Annotated in this window: 31 protein-coding genes and 1 tRNA gene; 9 read left to right on the forward strand and 23 right to left on the reverse strand. The window is 63.9% G+C overall.

Annotation, left to right across the window (positions count from 1 at the left end):
• Positions 1 to 60: 60 nt before the first annotated feature.
• From N3J91_09180 to N3J91_09190, 3 genes are all read left to right on the forward strand, one after another.
• On the forward strand, positions 61 to 594 hold the full coding sequence (locus tag N3J91_09180; protein ID MCX8156603.1) for a hypothetical protein: 534 nt from the start codon (positions 61 to 63) through the stop codon (positions 592 to 594).
• 80 nt (positions 595 to 674) lie between these two features.
• Positions 675 to 751 (forward strand) — tRNA-Met (locus N3J91_09185).
• 6 nt (positions 752 to 757) lie between these two features.
• Positions 758 to 1984, forward strand: coding sequence for a hypothetical protein (locus tag N3J91_09190; GenBank protein ID MCX8156604.1), 1227 nt, complete (start codon positions 758 to 760; stop codon positions 1982 to 1984).
• Positions 1985 to 2380: 396 nt separating this feature from the next.
• On the opposite strand, the gene N3J91_09195 is transcribed toward N3J91_09190, so the two are convergent.
• From N3J91_09195 to N3J91_09235, 9 genes are all read right to left on the reverse strand, one after another.
• The gene (locus N3J91_09195) at positions 2381 to 3091 is read right to left on the reverse strand and encodes a hypothetical protein (protein ID MCX8156605.1); all 711 of its coding nucleotides are present in this window, start codon (positions 3089 to 3091) and stop codon (positions 2381 to 2383) included.
• Complete coding sequence (locus N3J91_09200; protein MCX8156606.1) at positions 3088 to 3276, reverse strand: hypothetical protein; 189 nt, start codon at positions 3274 to 3276, stop codon at positions 3088 to 3090. Before N3J91_09200 ends, N3J91_09195 begins: the two co-directional genes overlap by 4 nt.
• Positions 3273 to 3599, reverse strand: a complete 327-nt coding sequence (locus N3J91_09205) for a hypothetical protein (protein ID MCX8156607.1) — start codon at positions 3597 to 3599, stop codon at positions 3273 to 3275. The genes N3J91_09200 and N3J91_09205 overlap by 4 nt, the downstream gene beginning before the upstream one ends.
• The gene (locus N3J91_09210; protein MCX8156608.1) at positions 3583 to 3780 is read right to left on the reverse strand and encodes a hypothetical protein; all 198 of its coding nucleotides are present in this window, start codon (positions 3778 to 3780) and stop codon (positions 3583 to 3585) included. The genes N3J91_09205 and N3J91_09210 overlap by 17 nt, the downstream gene beginning before the upstream one ends.
• Entirely contained in the window at positions 3771 to 4142 is a 372-nt protein-coding gene (locus N3J91_09215; protein ID MCX8156609.1) for a hypothetical protein, read from the reverse strand. Before N3J91_09215 ends, N3J91_09210 begins: the two co-directional genes overlap by 10 nt.
• Positions 4142 to 4399: a hypothetical protein gene (locus tag N3J91_09220; GenBank protein ID MCX8156610.1), complete on the reverse strand. Its 258-nt coding sequence runs from the start codon at positions 4397 to 4399 to the stop codon at positions 4142 to 4144. The genes N3J91_09215 and N3J91_09220 overlap by 1 nt, the downstream gene beginning before the upstream one ends.
• A gap of 10 nt (positions 4400 to 4409) precedes the next feature.
• Positions 4410 to 4658 (reverse strand): hypothetical protein, encoded by a 249-nt coding sequence (locus tag N3J91_09225; GenBank protein MCX8156611.1) that lies wholly within the window; start codon positions 4656 to 4658, stop codon positions 4410 to 4412.
• 12 nt (positions 4659 to 4670) lie between these two features.
• Positions 4671 to 4913, reverse strand: coding sequence for a hypothetical protein (locus N3J91_09230; GenBank protein MCX8156612.1), 243 nt, complete (start codon positions 4911 to 4913; stop codon positions 4671 to 4673).
• Positions 4914 to 5030: 117 nt separating this feature from the next.
• A complete protein-coding gene (locus N3J91_09235; protein ID MCX8156613.1) occupies positions 5031 to 6122 on the reverse strand; it encodes a hypothetical protein in 1092 nt (363 codons plus the stop codon).
• Between the two features lie 615 nt (positions 6123 to 6737).
• On the opposite strand from N3J91_09235, the gene N3J91_09240 reads away from it, so the two are divergent.
• The 3 genes from N3J91_09240 (at position 6738) to N3J91_09250 (ending at position 8346) form a co-directional block, all read left to right on the forward strand.
• Positions 6738 to 7004, forward strand: a complete 267-nt coding sequence (locus N3J91_09240) for a hypothetical protein (GenBank protein MCX8156614.1) — start codon at positions 6738 to 6740, stop codon at positions 7002 to 7004.
• A 354-nt stretch (positions 7005 to 7358) separates the two neighbouring features.
• Positions 7359 to 7748, forward strand: a complete 390-nt coding sequence (locus N3J91_09245; protein ID MCX8156615.1) for a hypothetical protein — start codon at positions 7359 to 7361, stop codon at positions 7746 to 7748.
• Positions 7732 to 8346 carry a type IV secretory system conjugative DNA transfer family protein gene (locus N3J91_09250; protein ID MCX8156616.1) on the forward strand — a complete coding sequence of 205 codons (615 nt, stop codon included), beginning with the start codon at positions 7732 to 7734 and terminating at the stop codon, positions 8344 to 8346. The genes N3J91_09245 and N3J91_09250 overlap by 17 nt, the downstream gene beginning before the upstream one ends.
• On the opposite strand, the gene N3J91_09255 is transcribed toward N3J91_09250, so the two are convergent.
• From N3J91_09255 to N3J91_09290, 8 genes are all read right to left on the reverse strand, one after another.
• Positions 8303 to 8722 carry a PIN domain-containing protein gene (locus N3J91_09255; protein ID MCX8156617.1) on the reverse strand — a complete coding sequence of 140 codons (420 nt, stop codon included), beginning with the start codon at positions 8720 to 8722 and terminating at the stop codon, positions 8303 to 8305. The genes N3J91_09250 and N3J91_09255 overlap by 44 nt on opposite strands.
• Complete coding sequence (locus N3J91_09260) at positions 8706 to 8954, reverse strand: type II toxin-antitoxin system Phd/YefM family antitoxin (protein ID MCX8156618.1); 249 nt, start codon at positions 8952 to 8954, stop codon at positions 8706 to 8708. Before N3J91_09260 ends, N3J91_09255 begins: the two co-directional genes overlap by 17 nt.
• A 184-nt stretch (positions 8955 to 9138) precedes the next feature.
• Positions 9139 to 9327: a hypothetical protein gene (locus N3J91_09265; GenBank protein ID MCX8156619.1), complete on the reverse strand. Its 189-nt coding sequence runs from the start codon at positions 9325 to 9327 to the stop codon at positions 9139 to 9141.
• 188 nt (positions 9328 to 9515) lie between these two features.
• The gene (locus N3J91_09270) at positions 9516 to 11000 is read right to left on the reverse strand and encodes an AAA family ATPase (protein MCX8156620.1); all 1485 of its coding nucleotides are present in this window, start codon (positions 10998 to 11000) and stop codon (positions 9516 to 9518) included.
• Positions 10969 to 11214 (reverse strand): hypothetical protein, encoded by a 246-nt coding sequence (locus tag N3J91_09275; GenBank protein MCX8156621.1) that lies wholly within the window; start codon positions 11212 to 11214, stop codon positions 10969 to 10971. Before N3J91_09275 ends, N3J91_09270 begins: the two co-directional genes overlap by 32 nt.
• Positions 11190 to 11396 (reverse strand): hypothetical protein, encoded by a 207-nt coding sequence (locus tag N3J91_09280; protein MCX8156622.1) that lies wholly within the window; start codon positions 11394 to 11396, stop codon positions 11190 to 11192. Before N3J91_09280 ends, N3J91_09275 begins: the two co-directional genes overlap by 25 nt.
• Entirely contained in the window at positions 11393 to 11617 is a 225-nt protein-coding gene (locus tag N3J91_09285; GenBank protein ID MCX8156623.1) for a hypothetical protein, read from the reverse strand. The genes N3J91_09280 and N3J91_09285 overlap by 4 nt, the downstream gene beginning before the upstream one ends.
• Positions 11598 to 11924, reverse strand: coding sequence for a hypothetical protein (locus N3J91_09290; protein MCX8156624.1), 327 nt, complete (start codon positions 11922 to 11924; stop codon positions 11598 to 11600). The genes N3J91_09285 and N3J91_09290 overlap by 20 nt, the downstream gene beginning before the upstream one ends.
• Before the next feature lie 84 nt (positions 11925 to 12008).
• On the opposite strand from N3J91_09290, the gene N3J91_09295 reads away from it, so the two are divergent.
• Positions 12009 to 12251, forward strand: coding sequence for a hypothetical protein (locus N3J91_09295; GenBank protein ID MCX8156625.1), 243 nt, complete (start codon positions 12009 to 12011; stop codon positions 12249 to 12251).
• Positions 12252 to 12852: 601 nt separating this feature from the next.
• Positions 12853 to 13284, forward strand: coding sequence for a hypothetical protein (locus N3J91_09300; protein ID MCX8156626.1), 432 nt, complete (start codon positions 12853 to 12855; stop codon positions 13282 to 13284).
• 315 nt (positions 13285 to 13599) lie between these two features.
• On the opposite strand, the gene N3J91_09305 is transcribed toward N3J91_09300, so the two are convergent.
• The 5 genes from N3J91_09305 to clpB all read right to left on the reverse strand — a co-directional run bounded on the left by N3J91_09305 (position 13600) and on the right by clpB (position 20877).
• Positions 13600 to 15000 (reverse strand): hypothetical protein, encoded by a 1401-nt coding sequence (locus N3J91_09305; GenBank protein ID MCX8156627.1) that lies wholly within the window; start codon positions 14998 to 15000, stop codon positions 13600 to 13602.
• 397 nt (positions 15001 to 15397) lie between these two features.
• Positions 15398 to 15985: a CDP-diacylglycerol--glycerol-3-phosphate 3-phosphatidyltransferase gene (gene pgsA / locus N3J91_09310; protein MCX8156628.1), complete on the reverse strand. Its 588-nt coding sequence runs from the start codon at positions 15983 to 15985 to the stop codon at positions 15398 to 15400.
• Complete coding sequence (gene rimO, locus N3J91_09315) at positions 15982 to 17622, reverse strand: 30S ribosomal protein S12 methylthiotransferase RimO (protein ID MCX8156629.1); 1641 nt, start codon at positions 17620 to 17622, stop codon at positions 15982 to 15984. Before rimO ends, pgsA begins: the two co-directional genes overlap by 4 nt.
• 60 nt (positions 17623 to 17682) lie before the next feature.
• The gene (locus N3J91_09320; GenBank protein MCX8156630.1) at positions 17683 to 18207 is read right to left on the reverse strand and encodes a helix-turn-helix domain-containing protein; all 525 of its coding nucleotides are present in this window, start codon (positions 18205 to 18207) and stop codon (positions 17683 to 17685) included.
• Between the two features lie 66 nt (positions 18208 to 18273).
• A complete protein-coding gene (gene clpB / locus N3J91_09325; GenBank protein ID MCX8156631.1) occupies positions 18274 to 20877 on the reverse strand; it encodes an ATP-dependent chaperone ClpB in 2604 nt (867 codons plus the stop codon).
• Positions 20878 to 21151: 274 nt separating this feature from the next.
• Between clpB and hemL the strand changes: the two genes are divergently transcribed.
• Positions 21152 to 22441: a glutamate-1-semialdehyde 2,1-aminomutase gene (hemL, locus tag N3J91_09330; protein ID MCX8156632.1), complete on the forward strand. Its 1290-nt coding sequence runs from the start codon at positions 21152 to 21154 to the stop codon at positions 22439 to 22441.
• A gap of 31 nt (positions 22442 to 22472) precedes the next feature.
• Here the strand turns inward: hemL and N3J91_09335 are convergent, their stop codons facing one another.
• Positions 22473 to 24389, reverse strand: coding sequence for an Hsp70 family protein (locus N3J91_09335; protein MCX8156633.1), 1917 nt, complete (start codon positions 24387 to 24389; stop codon positions 22473 to 22475).
• Between the last annotated feature and the right edge of the window lie 99 nt (positions 24390 to 24488).

Raw genomic sequence — 24488 nt, forward strand, 5'->3', positions numbered from 1 at the left:
AGATGTGTATAAGAGACAGGCTGCGACCTTATCCCCGGAACCACTGCTGACCACCACCCTATGAGCAACGGCTCGCCCCAAACCCTCAGCCTCGAGGAAGCCGTCCAACGCTTCCGCGAACTCTCCCTCCCCCTCCTCAAAAAACCCGCCCCACCCGCCACCGACCTCCTCGCCCACTTCCTCGACTTCTACTGCACCACCCGCGTCGAAGGCGCCGAAATCGAAGAAGAAGGCGACATGATCCTCCTCGAATGGGGCGCCAACTGCCCCCACCTCATCCACCACTTCGTGGACTTCCGCGACCTCGAAGACGAAGAAGTGGACTTCGACGAAAACGAATACGAATGGATCGGCCTCACCCGCCAACTCACCCTCCCCCCCACCGCCGACCAGGACGAACAAACCCTCGGCCTCTGCCTCTTCCTCTACTTCGACCGCGCCCGCGACGACGACGACCTCGGCGGCTCCCTCTGGATCCCCCCCCCCAACCCCCTCCGCCCCCGCCTCCTCGAATGGAAAAAAACCCCCTACATCCACCGCCCCCTCCCCCGCCGCCCCGCCAAAATCACCGCCTTCGTCAGCAGCGTCGGCTAACCCCGCCCCCCCACAAAAAAAATCCCATTTCCCCCCTTGCCAGAACCCCTCCCCCTCGCGTACATTACCCCCCTACGGACCGCGGGGTGGAGCAGCCCGGTAGCTCGTCAGGCTCATAACCTGAAGGTCGGTGGTTCGAATCCACCCCCCGCAACCAACAGCCATGATGCCCGTTTCCCCAGCAAAACCCGGCTTGGAACCGTGCCGCCCCGCATCGGTCAAAGCTAGTCAAAGCGCGTCAACACAGGCCATTCTTTCTCCCTCCCTGACGGGCCAACCTGACGGCCGCCCGCTGCCCCCAGGCCAGGCCCTCGCCCTCGCCGCCCAAGCCCTCGCCCAGGCCGCCGCCGCCCTGGGCGCCGCGCTTCACCCCGGCGCCTTCCCGGCCCAAAACAGAAGCCGCCCGCTGCCTGGCTGGCGCCTCAGGGAGGCGGCCAACGAATTTCTGGTGGCCAAGGCCCGGGCCGGCCTCAGCCGGGCCTACCTGCGGCAGTTGCGCTGGACGCTGGCGCATTTCTGCGCCGGGCGCGCCAGCCTGCCCCTGGCAGACCTCACCCCCGCCCTGGTGGAGGAATTTGTGGCCCGGCCGCAATGGGGCCACACCACCCGCAAAGGCCTGGTCACCGATCTGCGCACCTTTTTCTCCTGGTGCCAGCGCCGGGGCTGGCTCGATCACAACCCCGCCCTGGCCGTGGACAAGCCGCGCCCCCTCGACCGCCCCCCGGGCATTCACACCCCTGAACAGGTGCGCCTGATCCTGGCCACCGCCCACGCCCTGGATCGCGATGTCATGCGCCTGCTGGCCATCCAGTATTTTGCCGGCTTGCGCCCGGCGGAAGCTGCCCGTCTGACCGAGGCGGAGATTTTGCCCAGCGGTTACATTGTGGTATCTGCTGCCAAAAGCAAAACCCGGCAGCGCCGCCTGGTGCAAATTCTGCCCAACCTGGCGGCCTGGCTCCAGGCGGGTGGCCAGTTGCCCGTGATCAATTTGACGCGCCGTTTCCGCCGGGTGCGGGCCGCCGCAGGCATCCCCTGGCCGCCGGACGTCACCCGGCACAGCTTTGCCTCCTATCACCTGGCCCGGTGGCGCAGCCAGGACAAGACGGCCACCGAATTAGGGCACCGCTCCAGCGCCATGCTCTTTGCCCATTACCGGGAGCTGGTGACGCCGGAGGCGGCGCGGGAATTTTTTCGATCAGGCCGTCAACCATTGAGACATCTGATAGTCGTTCTTGACCGGGATGCGTTCGCTCGCAAACAAGGCATAAAGTTCTACCGCTCTGGCCAACATGTTCCCGACGAGCTTGAAGCGAACGTCGAACTCCTGGTTTGCGAGGGAAGGGAACAGAATCCCCGGACCAGGATCAGGATAAAGGACTTCGTTTTCTGAAACTGTGATGGTGTGCCTACCCCAATACATTTGCCGCTGGTAGGTGTTCGCCGGAGCGTCAAAAGTCCTCCAGTAAAAGGGGACGTTGGGGCGGGTTAATTTCAGGTAACTGATTTCCCCGATGAGGGTGTTGCTCATTTTCACATGGAGCATGACCAGCCGCCATACGGATCCCGGGAAAGGGAGCTTGACATCTTTGAATGAATTTGGATGGCCGAGCAGCTCTTCGCCGGCGGCCGTTTTGACCTCGAAGAAAACCGGCTGCACGACGTTGGCCAATTGGTAGAGGAGTTCAAAGCGCTCTGACTCGAGCTCGGTGGTGCCCAGCCGGGTGGCCACGCTGGGGTCAATCTGCCGGTTGGAAAAAGGGTTGAAGGTGATCGGGTTGGGCATGGGTCACGATGGGGTTTGCGGTTGGATGATGTCCAGTTGGCCAAAGCCGGCCTGGAACAGCTTGTTCAGCCAGAAGCCGTTGGGGTCTTTATCCGGGTAGTACCGATAGCGCTGGCGCTCGCGGTCTGAAACCTCCAGACATTCCGGCAGGCCCAGCACGCCGGCCAGGGTGTAGCCCATGGGTGGGAACGGCGTAGTTTCCGCTCGGAAGACCTTCTGGGCGGGGATGGTGGCCGCCGGGTTCACGTAGGTGTCAATCCAGCCAAACTTACGGTAGGTGTAGCTGCCCCACCGCTGGTCCTGGCCGGTGACACTGAACAGATACCAACTGTCCAGGGGCACATATTTCCCCTGCTGATCAAGCACGGCGGAGGTTTGCACCGGAACTTCCACGCGCACCGGCTCCACGGCCGGCGGGGTGGAGACTTCCAGGACGTAGTTGGGGCTTTGGACGGTGAGCTGGCCGCCGCGCTCCAGGACGGCCCCGCCAAAGTCGCGCAGGGCCGCAAATTCGGCCGCCTGATCGGGCAGCTTCACGTCCGCGCCCAGCCGCTCGATGTTGACCGGGATGCGCTGGCCCGGGGCCAGGGAATTGCCCTTGCCGCTCAAGAGATCGGCCACCGGATCGGTGCCGTCGCCGGCGGCGGCGCGGCTGGCCCACCAGGCGGCCAGGCCGCCGGCGGCCAGGAGGAACACTGGAATGGATCGGCTCACAGCATCATGGAAAAGGGATCAAAGCCGCCCCCCAGGCCGCCGCCGCCCCCGCCAAACTCGGTGCGGGCGGTCTGGTTGACGTTGATCATGGGGCCTTCCGGGGCGCGCTGGCGGCGGGCTGAGCGCCAGATCAGCCAGGCCAGGGCGGCCAGGACGGCCAGCAAGAGCAGGGTGTTGGTTTTCATGGACGGGCCGCTTTCAAAATTTCCGCCACGGCCTTGAGGGTCTCGGCGGCCTGGCTTTCCTGGTTGAGTTGCCCCACGCTGGCCCCCTGGCTTTTGTCGGTCTGCGAGGCCTTCCAGTTCTGGAGGGCCGATTTGGACGCCGCAAACGTGCGGGCCGTGGCCCGCGTGATAATCTCTCTCCGCTCGCCGGTTTGTGGATCATAACTGAGGTCCCGCTGGTCCGTGGTGAAACTGGCGCAGCCGCTGCAGAGCAGCAGGAAGAACAGGCCCAGGGTGGCCGCCAGGATCGCCCAGGGGGCGGCGCGGTCAATTTTTTCGATCATCCGGGTTTTCATCACGGCCGGGCGGGGGTTGAATGTTGGGATTTTTGAGCCACAGCCTGATCCACCAGGCCAGGGTCAGCACGGTGACGGCCAGGGAAAGCACCTCGTGGGCGTCCAGCAGCCATTGCGTGGCCGTGGCGCCGGTGGCCAGGATCGCTTGGAGCCGGTCTTTCATTTCCATAAGTTTTTCAGGCCGCCCTTGCCGCCCACCCACTGGTAGGCCAGGAACAGGGCCAGCAACACCAACAGCCATTGCAGGACCACCCACAGGGCGATCGTCTTCTTGGCGGTCTCCGTCACCGGCTCGCTGATCCGCGTCCAGGCGTCATAGGCGCCGCTCCAAAACTCGTCATGCACTTGCTCGCGCCAATGCTCGCCGGCCCAGTCGTTCCGCTCGGAAAAGCGCTGGTAGTCCTCCTCCGTCCACTTGCCGCTTTCCACCTGGCGGCGGTTGAATTCATCCACCTGCCGGTCAATTTCGCGGCCGCGCTCGATCTCGCGGTCTATGCCGGTCCACCAGTCTATGGGATTCCACCAGGCCATCAGTCACGCTTGCGTTTGAAGACCAGGGCCGTCAGGTAGAGCGCCGCCAGGCCGGCCACCACCCACACCCATGGGGTTTCGCCGGTGGTGGCCAGCTGTCCGCTGGTTTCCTGCCGGTTTTCCCGGCCAAAGACAAAGTTTTGGGTCACGCTGCCCCGCGGGCCGGCGCCGCCGGCGCGGAAGTCCTGGGCGTAGTCCAGCCGCCCGGCCGCGGCACTGGAGGCCTGGTTGGTGATGCCCACGTTGTCGAAGAACATGCCCATAATCTCAACTCTCCCAAGGCTTGCGCGGCTGGGTCAGGATCAGGATCAACGCCAGGCCCAGGCACGCCACCGCGATCCAGGGCAGGTAACGGGTTAGGCCGTCCCCGCCGCTGTCCGGCGGCATGGTGAGCGTGAAGCTCGTGTTGCCGCTGTCGGCCACGATGTCATTTTTGGACAAGGTGGTGTTGAAACTGTCGGCATAGTTCTGGGTCGTGGTGTTGACCGTGGTTTTGCTGGAACTGAACAGGCCCATGACCGGGAATTATTAGTCCATCAGCTTTTTCACCAGGAACAACGCCAGCACGCCGCCGATCACCAGGATCACCACCTGTTTGGTGTCCAGCTTGGACCACCAGCTTTCCGTCTGGCGCGGGGCCTCCTGCTGCTGGGGCTGCACGCGCGTGGTCAGGTTGTCCACCGCCCGCGTGGCCATGTTGAGCAGGCTGCGCCAGGTTTCCCGCGCCCAGGTGTCCGGGTTGCCGTTCTGCAGGGTGTCGGTCTCATCCATACTTCCGCCCTTTCAAAATGCCCCGGCGTGGGTCCTGGCCACGCCGGAGCCGCTCTTTCGCGCCAGGCCGCGCCCGCCGGCCAGCCGTCACAGACTGGCGGGGTGGGTTTGGAAAACTCAGATCGCCACCGCCAGGCCCTTGATCGCGTCCCGCGTACGGGCCAGGATTTTGTGGTAGGTGATCCGCGCCATGGCGGCGGAGTTGGCCCACTGGTCAAACTCCAGGCGGGCCTTGTCGCCGCCCAGGGCGTCCGTGTTCAGGTTGGGGATCGAGGCCGCGCTGAAGGCATCGGCGCCCGGATAGTCGGACATGAAATCCAGGAACACCTCGCCGTCAAAGGAGGCCGGGTTGATTGTGGTCTCGCCCGGCACCTTGCCCACCAGGTACTGGGTCAGATCGTTCAGCGCAAAGCCGAAGTCATTGTCCAGCACCATGATTTTGTTGCGGCCGTGCACATAGGCCAGCGTCCCCTCCGGGATGGAGCTCAGCACGTTGGTCCGTTGGATGCTGGAGCCGTAGGTGGTGGAGTTGTACCCCTGGACCAGCACCTGGGTTAAAAAGCCCGTGGTGCTGAAGTCGTAGGCCTGCTTGCCCGCCGCCGCAAAGCTGATGGTCTGCGTGATCAACTCCGTCGGGATATACGGCACGCTGTCCGGCACGTTGCGCAGGATCGCCAGGGCCTTGATTGTGGCTCCGGTCGGTGCGCCGGCGCTGAACACCACGGAGGCCGGGTTGATATCAACCTCCAGCATGGCGTCGCCCTTGATGAAGTTGGCGCTCAAGGGGAGGCTGAGCTGGTGGCCGTACGGCTCAGCCACGTTGGGATGCCGCACCGGAATGAAAAAGTTGCACGCATACGCGGTGCTGGCGGCCAGGTTGGCGGCGCGGTAGGACGCAAAGGTGTGGCGGTCCAACGATCCAAAGTTGTTGCGGATGAAGGACAGCAGCGCCGGGCCGGTCACCTGGACGATGTTGCGTTTGCCATTGACGTCCTCGGCCACCAGCCTGATCTCTTTGACCAGGCCCGCCAGGCCGTCATGGTTGTTGGCCGGGCTGGCGCCCGTGGTGGCTTTCAAGGTCAGAATGACCGCTTCCAGCCGCCGGGCCTCCTGCTTGATGCGAAAGGTCACGGTCTGTTGGGCCGACAGGCTCGACAGGGTGCCGGACGGCGTGGCCGTCAAAAGGTCGGTGATTGCAGGGTAAAGCATAGGCTCTTTTTTTCAGGTTCAGGTTGAAAGGGAAGCCCGGCGGGGAAGAGCGCCGGGCCTTGGACTATGCGCCATAGACCAGGTTGCGGAGGAATTGCACCCGCTGGATGATCACCAGGGAAACCACGACAACAATAAAGGTGGTGAGGAACGGTTTGAGCTTGCCCATAACTTGAATGTTTTTTGACGATCTCCGGCGCCTGGTTCCGCCCCCGGATCATCCGCGATCCGCGCCTGGCGAAAGCACGCCGCAATCATCAGCTTTAATTATCCACACAACCCATGGCCGCGCCACCGACACAACCCGAAATTTTCCATTCTCTCCCTTCTCTTTTTTTGCTCAAGAGAACGCCAGCCAACTTTACTTTACAAATTCTCTCTCTCTCTCACCCCTTAGGGGAGGGAGAGAGAGAGAAAATTGTTACGGCGGCGTTTTTTTGAGAGATAAACCATTGTCAATCAATGACTTGTAGAAGAAAAAGAGGGAATTCCCCTTTTTCTCTCTCTCTCAACCATTTTTTGCCCTCTCGCGAGCGCGATTTTAAGAGAGAGAACCTCTCTTTTTCGCCTCTTGTCGGTTGTTCTCAGTATTAAGAATGCTTAACTTGCTCTTGTATGAGTGATCAAATTCCTATCTCGTCTCCATCTCCTGATCCTCCCCCGGCCGCCCAGGTGGTCATCCACGGCCAGAAGTCCGAACGCGAGGCCGCCCTGGAGCGCGAGCTGGCCGAAGAACGTGAACGCCGCAAAGCCAGGGAAATCGAGCTGGCCCACCTCCAGGACGAAAACCACCGGCTCAAATCTGTGGGCCTCTCTTCTTCCAGCCCGCCCACCCCAGCCCAACGCAAATCCGGCTGGACCTTCTTTGATGATGAAGATTGACCTATGGCCGAAGCTCAAAAACTGGCAACGCAACCGCCGGCTACGCCGCCAGTGGCGCCAGGCAGTCCGTCAAACCCGCCTCCAAACCCTCCCGCTGCTCCTAATGCTGCGTCTCTGGCAGTCAAATTCGGCGGCAATGCCGGCGGCCGCCCCCGCAAGGACGGCCTGGTGCCGGGCAGCCCTGAAGCTCTGGAAGCCGATCGCGCCAAAGCTCGCGAGCGCATGCGCCGCAAGCGCGCTCTGGAAAAAACTGCGGCCGTTCTGGCGCAAACTCAAAGCGCGGCTCCAGAACCTCCGCCTGGCCTGCCGCCGGCGCCGGTTGACAGCCCAGCGCCGCCTCCTGGTGGCCCTGGTGTGCCTTGGGATCCGGGCCTGGTCAAGCCGATCTTTGAGCAGCTCATCCCCGCCTGCGAAAAGTACGCCCAAGGCCGCCTGGTGGCCAAGGCGGGCAAGCTCGCCGCCCCACCGGAGTTGATCCGCGAAATCGAGCGCGACGCCGCCTGGCCCGCCCCGGCCAAGGCCGCCCTGGTCTCCGCCGGCCCGATCTGCGCCGCCAAGTGGCTCAACCAGTCCGGCATCGGCGCCGAAAATGCCCCGGAAGTCATCCTGGGCACCGCCCTGGCCACCCTGGTGGCGCATCACCTGGCCCTGAGCGCCAAGCTCGACCGCCTGATCGCCGCCCAGGCCCCTCCGCCCAAGCCCGCCCCGCCACCCACGCCTCCCAAGGATGCTCCCCAAGCGTAGCGTCACCCTGATCTGCGGCGTCTCCGGCTCCGGCAAGACCAGTTTTGCCTTCCGCTACCTGGTCAATGTCCACGTGGCCTGCCGGTTCATCTTTGACCCGGACGGCGAGGCCGCCCAGCGCCTGGACCTCCCCGCCGCCGCCACCGCCCGCGAGCTGGAGGAAGACCTGGCCACCGGCTGGGTGCTCTACGATCCGCACGCCATGTTTCCCGGCCAGCTTCCCCAGGCCTTCCGGTTCTTCTGTGAATGGGCCTACGAAGCCGCCGGCCGCGGCCCCGGCCGCAAAATCCTGCTCGTGGATGAAGTCTGGAAGTACTGCGGCCCCCTCACCATCCCCCAGGAGCTGGCCCTGTGCATTCAAACCGGCCGCAAGCGCGGCCTGGAAACGGTCTTCTGCACCCAGCGCCCCAACCGGCTCAACGAGGCAATCACCAACGAGGTTTCCGAACTGGTCTGCTTCCGCCTCCAGGGCGAAAATGCCGTCCGGTTTGTTGACTCCTTGGCAGGAAGGCCACTTGCCGCGCCGGAAATGGCCCTAGGATCGTTTCTTTCCCTCAACCTGGACTCCGGGGCGAACGTGCGGGGGAAACTTTTTTAACTCTCAAACCTTTAACCCGGTCAAAATCGCCATCCGCGGTCATCAAAGCATCCCCGCGCCCCAAAGCGGTAGCGGCGATGGATGCGTCATAAAGTTGAAGTGTCTGGCCGGATTCCTTTAAGTCGAAGTTCAGTAAAGCCAGTTGCTCCGCGTCCGTTTCATCAAAGGCCGACACTATCGGTTTGATGTTCAGAAGATAAAAAGCTTGGGCTTGCTGCTGAATGCGCTTGCTTTTGACCAGGTGCACCCCCAGCAGATATTCCGCCGCCGCCAGGGCCGGGACATAATAAGGCTCCCCCTCCTCGTTTAGGTAGGCCTCCAAGTCACCACCGCGTTGAGCCAAAATTAAAACACTGGTGTCAATGGCCGTTCCCATGCAGCGCTCTGGCTCCCTCTTTGGTGGCCGCGTACAATTCTTCGGCTTCCTCCGGGGTCAATGGATTGCGCTGGAGGATTTCCAACATTTCCTTGGCTCCGACGCCAGGATAAGGCCTGATGGACGCCACCGGCTTTCCGTGTCTCTGGACAATAATCTCCTGTCCCTTGTAATGCACCTGGTCCAAGACCGCCTTGCTGTCGTTGGCGAGCTTTGTAGCTGTCACTTTCACATGGCAAATATACCGATTTTACCCATGCTTTCAAGCCGTAAATCTCTTATTTCCCCGAACATTTTGGCCCGCTGGCGGGCGTGCGCTTCCGGTTACCTTCCCGGAACACACCCCCACGCCACGCGGGCCTGCGCCAGTTTTAAGGGGTTTTCTCTCCCCCCTGTTCCCTGTTCCCCTGGTGCGCTCAGTTATCGTCCAGTTGCGTCACCATCAAGGGCAGCACCAGGCGGCGCTCCGCCTCGTACATCTCCAGAAACGCGGTGATCATCAACTGCACCAGGACTTGCGGTTCCACGCCAAGGTCATTGGCGATTGCGGTGAGACCGGCCAGCTTCCCCGGCTGGACCGTTACGGTGAGCTTCTTTTTTGCCATGGTTGTGGCGCCCGTCTGCGGGGCAAACATTAGCCCGTGCCGGAAAGCGCAGACCTTTGTCGGCTCCCGGCACCACCCGGGTGGCCTATCCAGCACGGGCTAATCTTGTCGTTTTTTTCGCCGGCGGTTGGTAGCCGCTTTCGACAGTGGCGGGACAGTGTCTGCGAGCTGTCCATTAACAATCTCGCTCATTCCCGCCACCAAAGCAAGCCGTCTTTTTCCACCAGGTGATCCTTGAAGCGATCCCCCTGGGGTGTCTTGCCGCCGTCAAAGTACTTGTAGGCCGTGCTCGTGGCCAGGCCTGTGGCCTGGCAAAGCGCCTCCACGGCGTCCAGCCGGCACAGCGCCCGCCGCCCCTGGTGAAAGATGTCCCGCATCACCTGATCGGTCACCTGGCGCTGTTTGCCGCCCCGGTCGTCCGGCGGGTTCAGCCAGGTGTCAAAGTCAAAGTCCAGGCACGGCTGGAAGGCACCGTTGCGCCGGTGCCAGGCGCTCATGGGCAGCGGGGTGTCGTTGTTGGATTTGGCACAATCAAACACAATGCGGTCATCGTCCGCTTCCATGGTGGCGGGCTGGATCACAAAGACCGTGCGCGCCTTGGCGCCGATCGCATAGCTCCCGCTCACCTCGCTGAGCAGCTCGCGGCCGGTCTTGGGCCGCCAATTTTCTCCCCCGCGCTGTTTGCGCATGTGCGCAATGATTACCAGCGCCGGGGCCTTGTCGCCCCGGGGCAGGCTGGACCAGATGTTGTCCAGCGCCTCCATGTGGTCGGCCTGGCCCTCCTCGCGGGCCACTTCCAGCCAGTGGTCAATGATGAGCACGTCAAAAGGCCATTGATCCCAGAAGCGGCGCAGCTCGCTGCGGAATTCGGGCCGGTGAAACGCCAGGGGGCACGGCTTGGAAAACTTCACCCAGTCCTGATAGCTCGCCGGCAAGTCCTCGATCTCCGTTTTCAGCCGACGCAAGCTGTTCTCGCATTGCAACACCAGGGTGCGAAATTGGCGCTTCACCTCGTAGCCCATCCAGGTGCCGGCGCCCCGCGCCCCGGCAAAGGCCAGGGTGTTGGCCAGGCGGCTTTTCCCCAGGCCCGCCCAGCCGGCAATCAAGCACAGCTCGCCCCGGCTCACCATGTCGGCCCCGATCAAAAAGGTGCCCGGATCGGGTTGGTAGCGCTTCAGCTCCTCGATTGTCACGATCTCCAGCCAGGGGCGGCTTTGCTCCCCGATCCGCGCCGTCTTTTCCCATAGCTCCGCCAGCTCGGCCTTGACCGTCTCCAGGCTGAACTCGCCGTTGCGCGCCAGTTCCTGCAGCCGGGCGCTCCGCTGCAACGTCCACCGCCGCGCCGCCAGGTCTTGCAGGATGCCCAGGTAGTGCGGAAAATTGACCACGCTGTGCGCCGCGTCCATGAGGCCTGACAGCCAGGCCGCGTCCACCTCCGCCTTCCGGGCCTGCGCCAGGTGCAGCAGCGTGACCAGGTCCACCGCGTGCCCCTCGGACCGCAGCGCGGTCATCAGCTCAAACAACTGGCGGTGCCGCCCGTCAAAAAAGAGCTTGGGCCGCAACTGCTCCAGCAGCGCCCCTTGCTCCACCGCACTGGGCGCCAGCAGCACGCACGCCAGCGCCGCCCGCTCCGCCTGCTCGTCAAAGGGTGGCAGATTGTCCCTGGTTTGCATTCTTTCTCCCCTTCCTTTTTTCCCAATGGAAAATTTTCAACGCGCTCCACCGCAGGGTCCGCCGAAACCGAAAATCCGGCTCCGGCAACACGCCCAGGGCGGCCCAGCGCTCAATGGTGCGCTCCGTCACCGAATACCGCAGCGCCAGGTCTTGCTTGGTCAGCATCACCCGCGCCGCCGCCACCTCGATCAGATGTTGAATTTCACGTTGCATTCCGCCCGGGCAATGTCGGCATAACGGTTGGCCAGCGTGCGCCACTCCCGCGCCATTTGCAGGTACGTCTCCGCCAGCATCCAGTCCCCTTCACGTTGAAATCGGCGCCACAGGATCGCGCACCGCCGCATCTCCGCCCTGGTCTCCTCCTGGCGGGCCACGTAGTAGTTGTAGCGGCTCATAACACCTCCACCTCGCTGTTGGGGGAAATGCGGATCAGCTCCCCCCGGGCCTCAATCCGTACCGGACAGCCGCTAATCGTGGTGAACTCCCGCACCCGCGGCGCCTCCAGCCGGCACACCGCCGCGCACGCCGTCACCCGCTCCACCACCGCCGGCCCCTCCCGCAACTTGATCCGCATCCCCGGCCGCAGCCGGAAATGCTCATAGACCGTGGTTTTCATTTTCTTTCCTCCCGGCCCTGCGCAGCGCCTCGCTCACCGTGATCAAGCCGCTGCCGTTATTTTTTTCGTCCACCGGCACATATTCCACCCTGGGTGCCCCAGGCCCGGCCATGGCTCTAATGGTCTCCAAGTCAAACAGGACGGGTTTGTGCCGGCCTGGAGACTCCACCGGCACCAGCTCGCCCGCCTTGATCCGGCGCTTGGCCGTGCTCATGCTGATGTGCAACAAGGTGCAAACCTCCCGCAACGCGATCTTCCCAGGGGGAATGGAGTAGCGGGTTTTGACTTTCAGGACTATGACATTCATAACGGATAATATAATGCCATAGGCTGCCAATTATTGTCAACTCATTTCGTGTCATTTGCCGTCAAATCTTATCATATCGCTTATATGAATGATTTTATTAAAGGAACTACTCGACGGCTCTATCTGACCGATGAGGACTTGATGCGCTTAAAAAAGCTGAGCGAAACAACAAATCTTTCGCAAAGTGAAATTTTAACGCAAATAGTCCACGCTGGTTTGGTGAGCATAGAAGCCAACCAGAACCGGATCGTCTTTCCCCTCCGTTTCAAAATCCTGGATCGTGAAGAAGAAACCATGCGACACCACACCCCCTTAAAGCGCTCCTAAAATCTCCTGGAAAAACTCATAACCTGAAGGTCGGTGGTTCGAATCCACCCCCCGCAACCAATTTCCACCCACACCTTTCCCCGCCCACCCCGCCCTCGCCGCCCCGGCCAACCCCGTCCGTCCCATCACCACTCCTTCCCTCGGAAATACTTGCTCTCGCGCCTGGTTTGCATCCATTCTTACACCATGCCCTGCTTGGCCCTCATCGCCGTCGTCATTGCCTGGTTCCCCCCTCCCCTCCTGGCGCATGCTGCCGAACTCGAACTCGCCCCGGAACCCACGGTGCTCCTGCTGCCCGCCGCCCCCGCTCCGGAAGAGGCGGACGCGGCGGCCCTCCTCCAGACCTGGCAACCCTGCCTCACCGAACCACGCTTGATCGAAGCCGCTGTCGAATCCGCCCGCGCCTATTTCACGGCCAACCCCCAGGCAAACTTCCTCTCCTTTTCCGTGCAGGACGCCGACCGCCACTGCCAGTGCGCCCGGTGCGCCGCGCTGGTGAACGAGGCCAAAAAAAAGGACCCCAAACTGGGCGCGGTGCGCGCGGCTCTGGTGGAACCCCCGCCGCGGCGCAGCAACACTCTGGAACCAATTCTGCGCCGACATGTTCCCGCAAGCCCGCTCCCCCATGCGCGAGTATTTCGCCACGCTCGAACAGCTCTGGATCGCCATGGACCACCAGCACGAGCGCAAACTCTTCCGCTGGAACAACCAGTTCCTGCTCGGCACCCCCGAGCAGCAAACCCTCGCCCGCCGCGCCCGGACTTTGCTCGACGAGGCCGCCGCCACCGCCGCCCCCCGCGCGGAAAAAGCGCGCGTCGAATTCTTTGCCAAAAGCTATCGCGTCACCGAATTCCTCTTCGCGTTTGCCCAGGCCCAAACCCTCGCGCCCGAACAGCTCGCAGCCGCCCGCAAACACGCCGCCCTCCTCTCGGCCGACCCCCTGGCGATGTTTGGCCCCGGACCCGAGGGACGCTTCCTCGCCAACTTCGAAGCGGCGCTGAAAACCGTCACCGCCGGCAAAACCTCACCCTGACCACCCCCCGCCATCGAAAAAAAGATACCCCATAGTTACCTCCCTCTCCCCCACCGCGGGCGAGGGCCGGGGTGAGAGGGCTTGCTGCCCTCTGACATCTGCCCTCTGACTGCTGCTCTCCACGCCGCCATTCCTTCACCCTCTTCTGGGCAACCTGGGCGCAGCTCATTGCCACCGCGACTCTCCCGCTATGCCATGCTGCGCCACGCTGCAACACGCCGCCCAACCTCGCTCCACGCTGCGTGATGCACGCGCCGTGGCGTTGAAAAACGAAGCCCGCGCCCGGCGCTGAGTGGGCTGAAACTGCGGCACCGCCTATCCTCGCCCCGTGTACACCGTGTTGTTGTACATCCTGGGCAACTGCCGGCGGAGATCCTTCCGCCACGCGGGCCTTGGCGTTGCATCGCCCCCCGCCGCGTTGGTCCAGATGTACAGCTTCTTGTGATTGACCATGATAATCTCCTCCCGCGCGTCACCGTAGCAGTCAATGTGATGCACCATGTACGCGCCGTAGATGTCCTTCCCGCCCGCTCCTCCGCCGGGCCTCTCGATGGCTTCGGGGAACGGCAAGACCGCGATCGTCCGCCCAAATCCATCCAGCAGGCAGGGCGGCGCAAGCGCCTGCGAGTGGATGGCCAGCACGTGCTCGTTGGCATCTGCCGTCCAACGCTCAATGCGCAGCGCCCCGCTCGTGTCGCCTGTCTTCAGTTGCCGGCTCCAGAGCCTTTCGCCCGCCTTCGTGTAGAGGGAGACCTCAGCCGTGTGCTGCTCGGGCGGATACCGGTAAATCTGCCGATCAACAAAGCACACCTGCTTGCCGGGAAGATCCAGCCGAAATCGTCCAATCAATGCGAACTGGCAATGGTCGCTGAACTTGCGCCAGAGAACCCTGCCCTCGGCGTCAAGCAGCGTAGCCTGCTCCCCAGGTTTGTCTCGGCTGGCCGCAATCGCGATTTCGGCTTTGCCGTCGCCGTCCATGTCCTCCACATAAACGGCATCGCTGTGCCCGCCCAACTCGGGACGGCTCCAGAGCACGCTCCCGTCACGAGCATAGAGGGTGTAACCGCACACCAGCTCAACTCTGCCGTCGCCGTTGACATCGTATTCCATCGGGTAATGCCCGGGATTGCAGTCCTGCTTCTGCCAGAGCAGTCTGAAATCCTTGTCGTAAACCCAGACACTCGAATAGCGGTCCTTGACCAACAGGTCCTGGGCGTACCCGCCCCCGGCAAAGTCGGCAAAGAGGATGCTGTCATGCCCGCCGGCGAGTTGAACCTTCTTGCGCAGCTTGCCCGTCTTGCCCTCCACAATATGGAGCACGTTGTCCCGGTTGGGTATGTAGATGACCTCGTTGCTGCCGTCGCGGTCAATGTCGTAAATCTGAACCGGATGATCGCCGCCGCAATAGAGGTTTTTCAAGTCCGGCTTCCCAATCTGCCAGAGAATCTTGCCGTCGAGGTTGATGGCCGTCAGGCAGGTGATCTCTGAAACATGCTCGCCCCCCTGAGAACCCGCCGGATGGCCCGGCGCATAGGCCTGAATGCAAAGCACATCGAGCATGCCGTCGCCATCAAGGTCACCCAGACGGACGTAATCACTGCCGTAATTCCCCATGGCCGCCTGATGGATGATCGCCGGGCTTGAATCCGCACGTGGGACAGGGGCGGCCTCCACGCTGATGATCGCCAGTCCGCCGGAACCTGCCAAAGCCAACATAAGCCCCGGCATCAAGGCTGCCATACGCACCGCACCCCCCATCGCCTCCGCCGCTCTGAGGCACCGGCTGCAAACAAGCAGGAGATCATTGAAACTCACGTCCCCGATGAGAATATGCTTTCAAGCGGACAAAGCAAGCCGGCTCCAGGCATCGCGCACAACGCAGGAAACCACCACCCCCGCGACCCGTTGGATTGCGCCCCCCCAAACTCGAACGCCCTCCGTGAATGGCTGGCAACCAGCACCACCAAACGCCACGCTTCTCGCTCCACTTGACCAGCGCGCCTCGCACTTCACTCCTCGGCCGGCGCCTCCCTTGCGATACCCCCCTCCGCCACGCGCACCGTCACCCTTCGCCCCGCCCCAGTCCCCCCACTCCTCAGCCCCCCCTCCCCCCTCACGCCCCCACCGTGAACACCTGATGATTGCGCCACAGGTACAGCGTGCCCGAGATGATCGTCAGCCCCACCGTCACCCACTGCATCACCACCGCCACTTGCTCCACCCACGCCACCCCACCCACCGGCGCCAAAAACACCCGCCCCAACCCGCCCCATTCCGGCGCGCACAAACTCACCAGCATCGTCAAAATGCACACAATCTGGCTCACCGTCTTGTGCTTCCCAAATCCCTCCGCCGCCAAAATCCGATTCTGCGTCGCCGCCAGCATCCGCAGCCCCGTAATCGCAAACTCCCGCGCCACAATCACCACCACCATCCACGCCGGCATCAGCTTCAACCCCACAAACGCAATAAACGCCGAACACGTAAAAATCTTGTCCGCCAGCGGATCCATCAACTTGCCAAAATTCGTAATCAAATTGTACCGCCGCGCCAGCCGCCCATCCAGATGATCCGTCAACCCCCCCAGCGCAAACAACACCAGCGCCACCGTGTAATGCAGGGAAAAAGGAATGAACAACGCGCACAAAAAAGCCGCCGTGAACCCCAGCCGCGCCATCGTCAATTTATTCGGCAAATTCATGTCCCGCTCCCGCTCCCCGCCAGCTCCGCCAGCAAATCATAATCCGTGTGCCCCACCACCCGCACCTCCGCAAACTCCCCCGCCCGCGCCGCCCCCCCCCGGATGTACACCCGCCCATCAATATCCGGCGCATCCGCCTCCCCCCGCGCCACCGCATACCGCCCCCGCAGCCGCTGCGCCCCCCCATCCGCCTCGCGCAGCAACCCGTGCTCCCACGAATCCACCCGCGCCTCCCGCAACTGCCGCGCCGTCGCCTCCCCCTCCACCAGCACCCGCAGCCGCCGCCCCACAAACCCCGCCGCCACCTCCCGCGCCACCTCGTGCTGCGCCGCCATCAACAGCTCCCGCCGCCGCTGCCGCTCCGCCGCCGGCACCTGGCCCCGCATCTGCGCCGCCCGCGTCCCCGCCTCCCGCGAGTACGCAAACACCCCCAGCCGCTCAAACCTCACCCGCCGCACAAACTCCACCAGCGCCGCAAACCGCGCCTCCGTCTCGCCCGGAAACCCTACGATAAACGTCGTCCGCAGCGCAATCCCCGGAATGCCCGCCCGGATCTTCCCCACCAAATCCTCAATGTACGCCCGCGACGTCTCCCGCCGCATCCGCTCCAGCATCACATCATGAATATGCTGCAGCGGCATGTCCGCATACCGCACCACCTTGGGACACTCGGCCACCGTCCGGATCAATTCCTCCGTCCAGTGCGCCGGATGCGTGTACAACAACCGTATCCAAAAATCCCCCTCCACCTCATTCAACGCCCGCAACAACGTGCACAACGTCGGCGCCTCCTCCTGCGCCGCCGCCGCCCCCCGCCGCCAGTCCCGCCCGTAATACGTCGTGTCCTGCGAAATCAAATTCAACTCCCGGCAACCCTCCGCCACCAACTGCCGCGCCTCCCGCACCACATCCCCCAGCGGCCGGCTCCGGTAACTCCCCCGCAGCCGCGGAATAATGCAAAAACTGCACGGATGATTGCAGCCCTCCGCAATCTTCACATACGCAAAATGCCGCGGCGTCAGCCGCAAACGCGGCGTCGCATAATCCGGAATGTACCGCGGCCGCAAATGCACCTGCACCTCCGGCGGCGGCGGCGCGCTCAACGTCACCCGCGTCTGATTCCGCGCCCGCCCCCGCAAATCCGGCGCCCCCTCCCCGCTCCCGCCCCCCGCCCCCGCCCCCAGCTCCGCCAGCCGCGCCAGCAACGCCTGCCGGTTGGCCCGCCGCGGCGCCGCCGCCAGTTGCGCCGCCCGATGCCGCAACGCCTGCCGCACCAGCTCCGCCACCTGCGCCACCTGATCCACCCCCATGAACACATCCACCTCCGGCAACAACCGCGGCAGCTCCTCCCGATGCCGCTGCGGCAGACATCCCGCCACAATCAACCCCTGCGCCGGACGCTCGCGCTCCCGCTGCGCGGCATACTCCAGAATGGTGTCCACGCTCTCCTCCTGCGCCGCGTCAATAAACGAGCACGTATTGATGATCAGCACATCCGCCGCCGCCGGATCATTGGTCACCCGCAAACCCGCCCCCAGCAGCGCCCCCAGCATGATCTCCGCATCCACCAGATTCTTGGCGCACCCCAGCGAAACCAGTCCCACCGACGGCGCCCCTGTTGCTACCAGCTCACTCATGACGCCAAGCATGCCCTCGGAAAGCCCTCCCCGCAACACCCCGCCTGGCCCCGCCCCCCTTCATTTCCCCCGCCCCGGCCGCCCCGGAGCATTCGTCGCCGGCAGCGGCAGATACAAATCGCGCGCATCCGGCCGCGGCTGGTACACCGCCGGCTTCAGCGGCGCCAGCGGATCGGCGTTCTTGTACCGCCACCACACCCGGTAGCCCCACGCCGCCGCCACCACCAGCACCGCCCCCACCAGCACCGGCAGCACTATCCCCCAGTGCACCCGCGAAAACTGCAGCATCACCACGTCCACCCACGTCCGCGGCATGTTCGTCAGCGGCGGCGGCTCCTTGAACTTCTCCGTCTGCTGCAGCTCCGCCTCCAAGTCCGCCATGATCGCCGCCTCGTCCAAATGCAGCAGCCGCGCCACGCTCCGCACAAACCCCCGAATGTACACCGGCGCCACAAACACATCATAATTCCCCTCCTCCAGCGCCCGGATGTGATCCGTCCGGATCTTCGTGGCCTCCGCCACGTCATACACGCTCAACCCGCGCGCCTCGCGCGCGCTTCGCAATTGTTCCGCCACCGATGCCATGCAATGCGCCACCTTACCCCACCCGCCAACCCCTTGACAATGGCGGATTTCTCCCGCCCCCGCCGCTTACTTCTCCAGCACCAGCTCCTCCCCGCGCGCCTTCACCCGGATCACCTCCCCCGCCTTGAACTCGCCCTCCAGCAGCTTCAGCGCCAGCGGATCCAGCAGCCGCTCCTGGATCGTCCGCTTCAGCGGCCGCGCCCCATACTGCGGATCATACCCCTCCCGCGCCAGCAACAACCGCGCCGAAGGCTCCACCTTCAACGTCAACTGATGCTGCGCCAGCCGCTCCATCACCCTCCGGAGCTGGATGTCCACAATCTGCGCCAGATCCTCCTCGTCCAGACTGTGGAAGATGATCACCTCGTCCACCCGGTTCAAAAACTCCGGCCGGAAATGCCGCTTCAACTCCGCCTGCACCCGCGCCTCCATCTCCCGCCGGTCCGACGCGCTCAGCTTGCCGTCCAGAAAGTACTCCTGCATGATCGGCGACCCAATATTGCTCGTCATGATCACCAGCGTGTTCTTGAAATCCACCGTCCGCCCCTGCCCGTCCGTCAGCCGCCCGTCGTCCAGCACCTGCAACAACACGTTGAACACGTCATGATGCGCCTTCTCAATCTCGTCAAACAACACCACCGCGTACGGCCGCCGCCGCACCGCCTCGCTCAACTGACCCCCCTCGTCATACCCCACATACCCCGGCGGCGCCCCAATCAGCCGCGACACCGAGTGCTTCTCCATGTACTCGCTCATGTCAATCCGCACCAGCGCGTTCTCGTCATCAAACAAAAACTCCGCCAGCGCCCGCGCCAGCTCCGTCTTCCCCACCCCCGTCGGCCCCATGAAAATAAACGACCCAATCGGCCGGTTCGGATCCTGGAGGCCGCTCCGCGCCCGCCGCACCGCGTTCGCCACCGCCTTGATCGCCTCCGGCTGCCCCACCACCCGCTGCTGCAGCCGCTCCTCCATCTGCAACAGCTTCTGCCGCTCCGTCTCCAGCATCCGGCTCACCGGTATCCCCGTCCACGACGACACCACCGCCGCAATGTCCTCCTCCGTCACCTCCGTGTTCAACAACCGCTTCTCCCGCGTCACCTCCGCCAGTTGCTGCCGCGCCGCCTCCAGCTTCCGCTGCAACTCCGGCAGCCGCCCATACTGCAGCTCCGCCGCCGTCCGCAAATCCCCCTGCTGCCGCGCCCGCTCAATCCCCTCCTTCGTCTCCTCCACCTGGCTGTTCAACACACTGATCGCGTTGATCGCCGCCTTCTCGTTCTCCCATTGCCCCTTCAGCGCCCCCGATTCCTCCCGCAAACTGGCCAGCTCCCGCTCCAGCTTCGCCAGCCGCTCCCGCGACGCCGCATCCGTCTCCCGCGCCAGCGCCGTCCGCTCAATCTCCAACTGCATGATCTGCCGCTCCAACTGATCAATCTCCGTCGGCAGCGAATCCAGCTCCATCCGCAGCCGCGACGCCGCCTCGTCCATCAAATCCACCGCCTTGTCCGGCAAAAACCGCTCCGTGATGTAACGATGCGACAACGTCGCCGCCGCCACCAGCGCCGCATCCTGGATCCGGATCCCGTGATGCACCTCATACCGCTCCTTCAAACCCCGCAAAATCGCTATCGTCGCCTCCACACTCGGCTCCGCCACCAACACCGGCTGAAACCGCCGCTCCAGCGCCGCATCCTTCTCCACATGCTTCCGGTATTCATCCAGCGTCGTCGCCCCAATGCACCGCAGCTCCCCGCGCGCCAGCGACGGCTTCAGCAGGTTGGCCGCATCCGCCGCCCCCTCCGCCTTCCCCGCCCCCACCAGCGTGTGCAGCTCGTCAATGAACAATATGATCTGCCCCTCGCTCGCCACCACCTCCTTCACAAACGCCTTCAGCCGCTCCTCAAATTCCCCACGATACTTGGCCCCCGCGATCATCGCCCCCAAATCCATCGCAATCAGCCGCTTCTGCTTCAGCGACTCCGGCACGTCCCCGCTCACAATCCGCCGCGCCAGCCCCTCCACAATCGCCGTCTTCCCCACCCCCGGCTCCCCAATCAACACCGGATTGTTCTTCGTCCGCCGCGTCAGCACCTGCATCACCCGCCGGATCTCCTCATCCCGCCCTATCACCGGATCAATCTTCCCCGCCCGCGCCAGCGCCGTCAAATCCCGCCCGTACTTCTCCAACGCCTGAAACTTCTCCTCCGGATGCTGATCCGTCACCCGCTGATGCCCACGCAAATCCGCCATCGCCTTCAACAACCCCTCCCGCTGCACCCCGTGCGCCGCGAAAATCTTCTTCAGCGCCGGACTCGGCTGCTCCTGCAAACCCAGCAGCAAATGCTCCGCACTCACAAACTCATCCTTGAGCTGCCGCGCCGCCGCCTCCGCCGCATCCAGGGCCTTCTTCAATGCGTTGCTGAGAAAAGCATCGTGAGAACTGACCCCCTCCACCTGCACCCGATCCTTCAACGCCCGCTCCAAATCCGCCAACAGCCGCGGCAGTTGCACCCCCACCTTCTGCAACAACAACGGCACAATCGTCTCCCCCTGCTGCGCCAAGACATACGCCAGGTGTTCACCGTCTATCTCCTGATGCCGACGCTCATGCGCCAACTCCTGCGCCTTCTGCAAGGCCTCCGCTGCTTTAATCGTCAATTTATCCATTCTCATACCCCATCCCATCAGCAAAATTAATTCCACTTTATACCCCAACAAAATTATCGTAAGTCGTTCATTACCAATATCTTGTATGTTTAATTAACGTGTGTCATTGTGGCATTTTTAATGATGTGTGTCATTATGATGCAATACCCCCCTCCCATATCTCCCATCCCACCCACCCCACCCCATACCCCCGCAGCCGGGCACCCCACCCCCCCACTTCTCCCCCTCCCACCGCATAATCCGCATTGCCTCCGCCTCCCCGCCCGGTTACTTTCCCCTCATGCAGTCGCGGACCAAATCTGACGCCTTGTTTGCCGAGGCCCTCCGTTACCTCCCCGGCGGAGTCAACTCCCCCGTGCGCGCCTTCCGCGCCGTCGGCGGAAAACCCTTCTTCGTCGAGCGCGCCGCCGGCGCCCGCGTCTGGGACGTGGACGGCAACGAATACCTGGATTACGTGGGCACCTGGGGCCCCGCCATTCACGGCCACGCGCATCCGGCCATCCTCCACGCCGTCAAAACCGCCGCCGACGCCGGCACCAGCTTCGGCATCCCCAACCCCCGCGAAGTCGCCCTGGCCCGCTGCATCATCGAGCGCATCCCCAGCGTCGAAAAAATCCGCTTCTGCAACAGCGGCACCGAAGCCTGCATGTCCGCCATCCGCCTCGCCCGCGGCTTCACCCGCCGCGACAAAATCATCAAATTCGACGGCTGCTACCACGGCCATGCCGATTCCCTCCTCGTCAAGGCCGGCTCCGGCGCCCTCACCTTCGGCCACCCGGACAGCGCCGGCGTCCCCGCCGCCTTCACCCAGCACACCATCGTCCTGCCCTTCAACGATGAAGCCGCCGTCCGCGCCGCCTTTGCCGCCAACCCCGGCCAGATCGCCGGCATCATCCTCGAACCCGTCCCCGGCAACGCCGGCCTCTACCTCCCCCGCCCGGGCTACCTGGAATTCCTCCGCCACATCACCCGCCAGGAGGGCGCCCTCCTCATCTTCGATGAAGTCATGACCGGCTTCCGCCTCGCCTTCGGCGGCGCCCAGGAACGCTTCGGCATCCGCCCCGACCTCACCTGCTTCGGCAAAATCATCGGCGGCGGCCTCCCCGTCGGCGCCTTCGGCGGCCGCGCCGAAATCATGGACTGCCTGGCCCCCCTCGGCCCCGTCTATCAGGCCGGCACCCTCAGCGGCAACCCCCTCGCCATGGCCGCCGGCCTCGCCGCCCTCCAACTCCTCCAGGACGGCTCCGCCTATCAACGCCTCGAAAACCTCGGCCGCCAGTTGGAAGAAGGCATCTCCGCCGCCGCCGCCGCCGCCGGCATCCCCGTCCAGTTCAACCGCTGCGGCTCCATGTTCTGCCTCTATTTCACCCCCCAACCCGTCCACCATCTGGGCGATGCCCTCCGCAGCGACCGCGAGCAGTTCAAGCGGTTCTTCCACGGCATGCTCGCCGCCGGCATCTATCTGGCGCCCTCCCCCTTCGAAGCCGGCTTCCTCTCCACCGCCCACACCCCGGAGGACATCGAACGCACCGTGGCCGCCGCCCGCGCCGTGCTGCCCCAGGTCAAATAACCCCAACGCCCCCCAACCCGCCCCCGCCCCCTTAAATCAGCCCCTTCTTCTTCAACATCGCCTCCATCGCCTTGTCCATCATCAGCTCCGCCAGCGGGCGCGTCGCCTCATCCAGCGCCGCATTGGCCGCCTTCAACCGCGCCGGATCCCCCGTCTTGGTGCGCGCATCCTCCTGCCCCAGCACCGCCTCCACCTCCGCCATCGCCTGCTCGATCTTCTGCCGGTATTCCGCGCTCAGCTCCCCGCCGCACTCCGCCAGCCCCTTGCGCGTCGCGCTCAACGTCTCCCCCGCCCGCAGCTTCGCCTCGATCCACTGCCGCGCCCGCAAATCATCAAACGCATGCTCGATCGATTCCTCCACCATCTTCTGCACCTCCGCATCGTTCACATCCACCACCGACTTGATGTCCACCACCTTCTGCCGCCCCGTCTTGATGTCCCGCGCCAGCACATGCAAAATCCCGTTGGCATCAATCTCAAACTGCACCCCCACCCGCGGCACCCCCTTGGGCGCCGGCTCAAACTCAATCTCAAACCGCCCCAGGCTCCAGTTGTCCCGCGCCCGCTCCCGCTCCCCCTGCAGCACGTGGATCAACATCGAACGCTGATTGTCCACCGCCGTGGTGAACATCTCCCCCGCCTTGATCGGTATGGTGCTGTTGCGCGGAATGATCACATTCATCAACCCCCCAAACGTCTCAATCCCCAGCGACAACGGCGTCACATCCAGCAACAACACCTGCTGAAAGCCCCCGCTCAAAATCTCCGCCTGAATCGCCGCCCCCAGCGCCACCGCCTCATCCGGATTCTGCGTCGTGTTCAACTGCGGGCCTTTTTTCCCGCCCCCCTCCCCGCTCATCGCCAGATTGCCCCGCGCCTCCGCAAACTCCTCCTCCACACACCCAAACCACTCCGCCACCAGCCGCCGCACCAGCGGCATCCGCGTCTGCCCCCCCACCAGTATCACCTGATCCAGCTCCCGCGGCTCCACCCGCGCATCCGCCAGCGAACGCAGACAATGCGCCCGCGTGCGCTCAATAATGTCCCGCGTCAGCCCCTCCAGCTCCTCCCGCGTCAGCCGGTAGCTGAAACTGAACTGCGGCGTCAAAAACGGCAGCGCCACCTCCACCACCGTCTCCGTGCTCAACGCTATCTTCGCCCGCTCCGCCGCCTCCCGCAGCCGCGACATCATGGACAAATCGCCCGTCGCCTCCGGCCCCCCCGCCGCCCGAATGCGCTCCACCAGAAAATCAATCAGCCGCCGGTCCAGATCATCGCCCCCCAGCCGCGTGTTCCCGTTGGTCGCCAGCACCTGAAACACCCCCTCGTTCAGCTCCAAAATGGACAAATCAAACGTCCCCCCGCCCAGATCATACACCGCAATCCGCGACTTCTCCTTCAACCGGTTCAACCCGTACGCCAGCGCCGCCGCCGTCGGCTCATTCACGATCCGCTCCACCGTCAACCCCGCCAGCTCCCCCGCCCGCTTGGTCGCATTCCGCTGCGCATCATTGAAATACGCCGGCACCGTGATCACCGCCCGCGTCACCGCCTCCCCCAGCGCCCGCTCCGCATCCCCCTTCAATTTCTTCAATATCTCCGCCGAAATCTCCTCCGGCGTGTACGTCCGCCCGTGAATGTCAACCTGCACCGGCCCGCTCCCCTCCCCCCGCACCGGATACGTCACCAGCATCTCCTCCCGCGGTATCTCCGCCCCCCGCCGCCCCATGAATCGCTTGATCGAATACACCGTCTCCCGCGGCTTCAACACCCGCACCCGGTTGGCCGCATGCCCCACCACCGGCTCCATCCCCGGCCCCGGAAAATGCACCACCGACGGCGTCAGCCGATGGCCCTCCGCATCGGCAATCACATACGGAATCCCCGCCTCCACCACCGCCACCAGCGAATTGGTGGTCCCCAGATCAATCCCAACAATTTTGCTCATAGCCAAATCCGTTCTCCGCCACTCGCAGCATAGCACCGCCCCGCCCAACAGCAAGCGCCCCCCCCGCCCCCGCCCTCAACCCCCGCGCCACCGCCGCAG

It is taken from the genome of Verrucomicrobiia bacterium (assembly GCA_026414565.1).
In the GTDB taxonomy this organism is placed as follows: Bacteria; Verrucomicrobiota; Verrucomicrobiia; order Limisphaerales; family Fontisphaeraceae; genus Fontisphaera.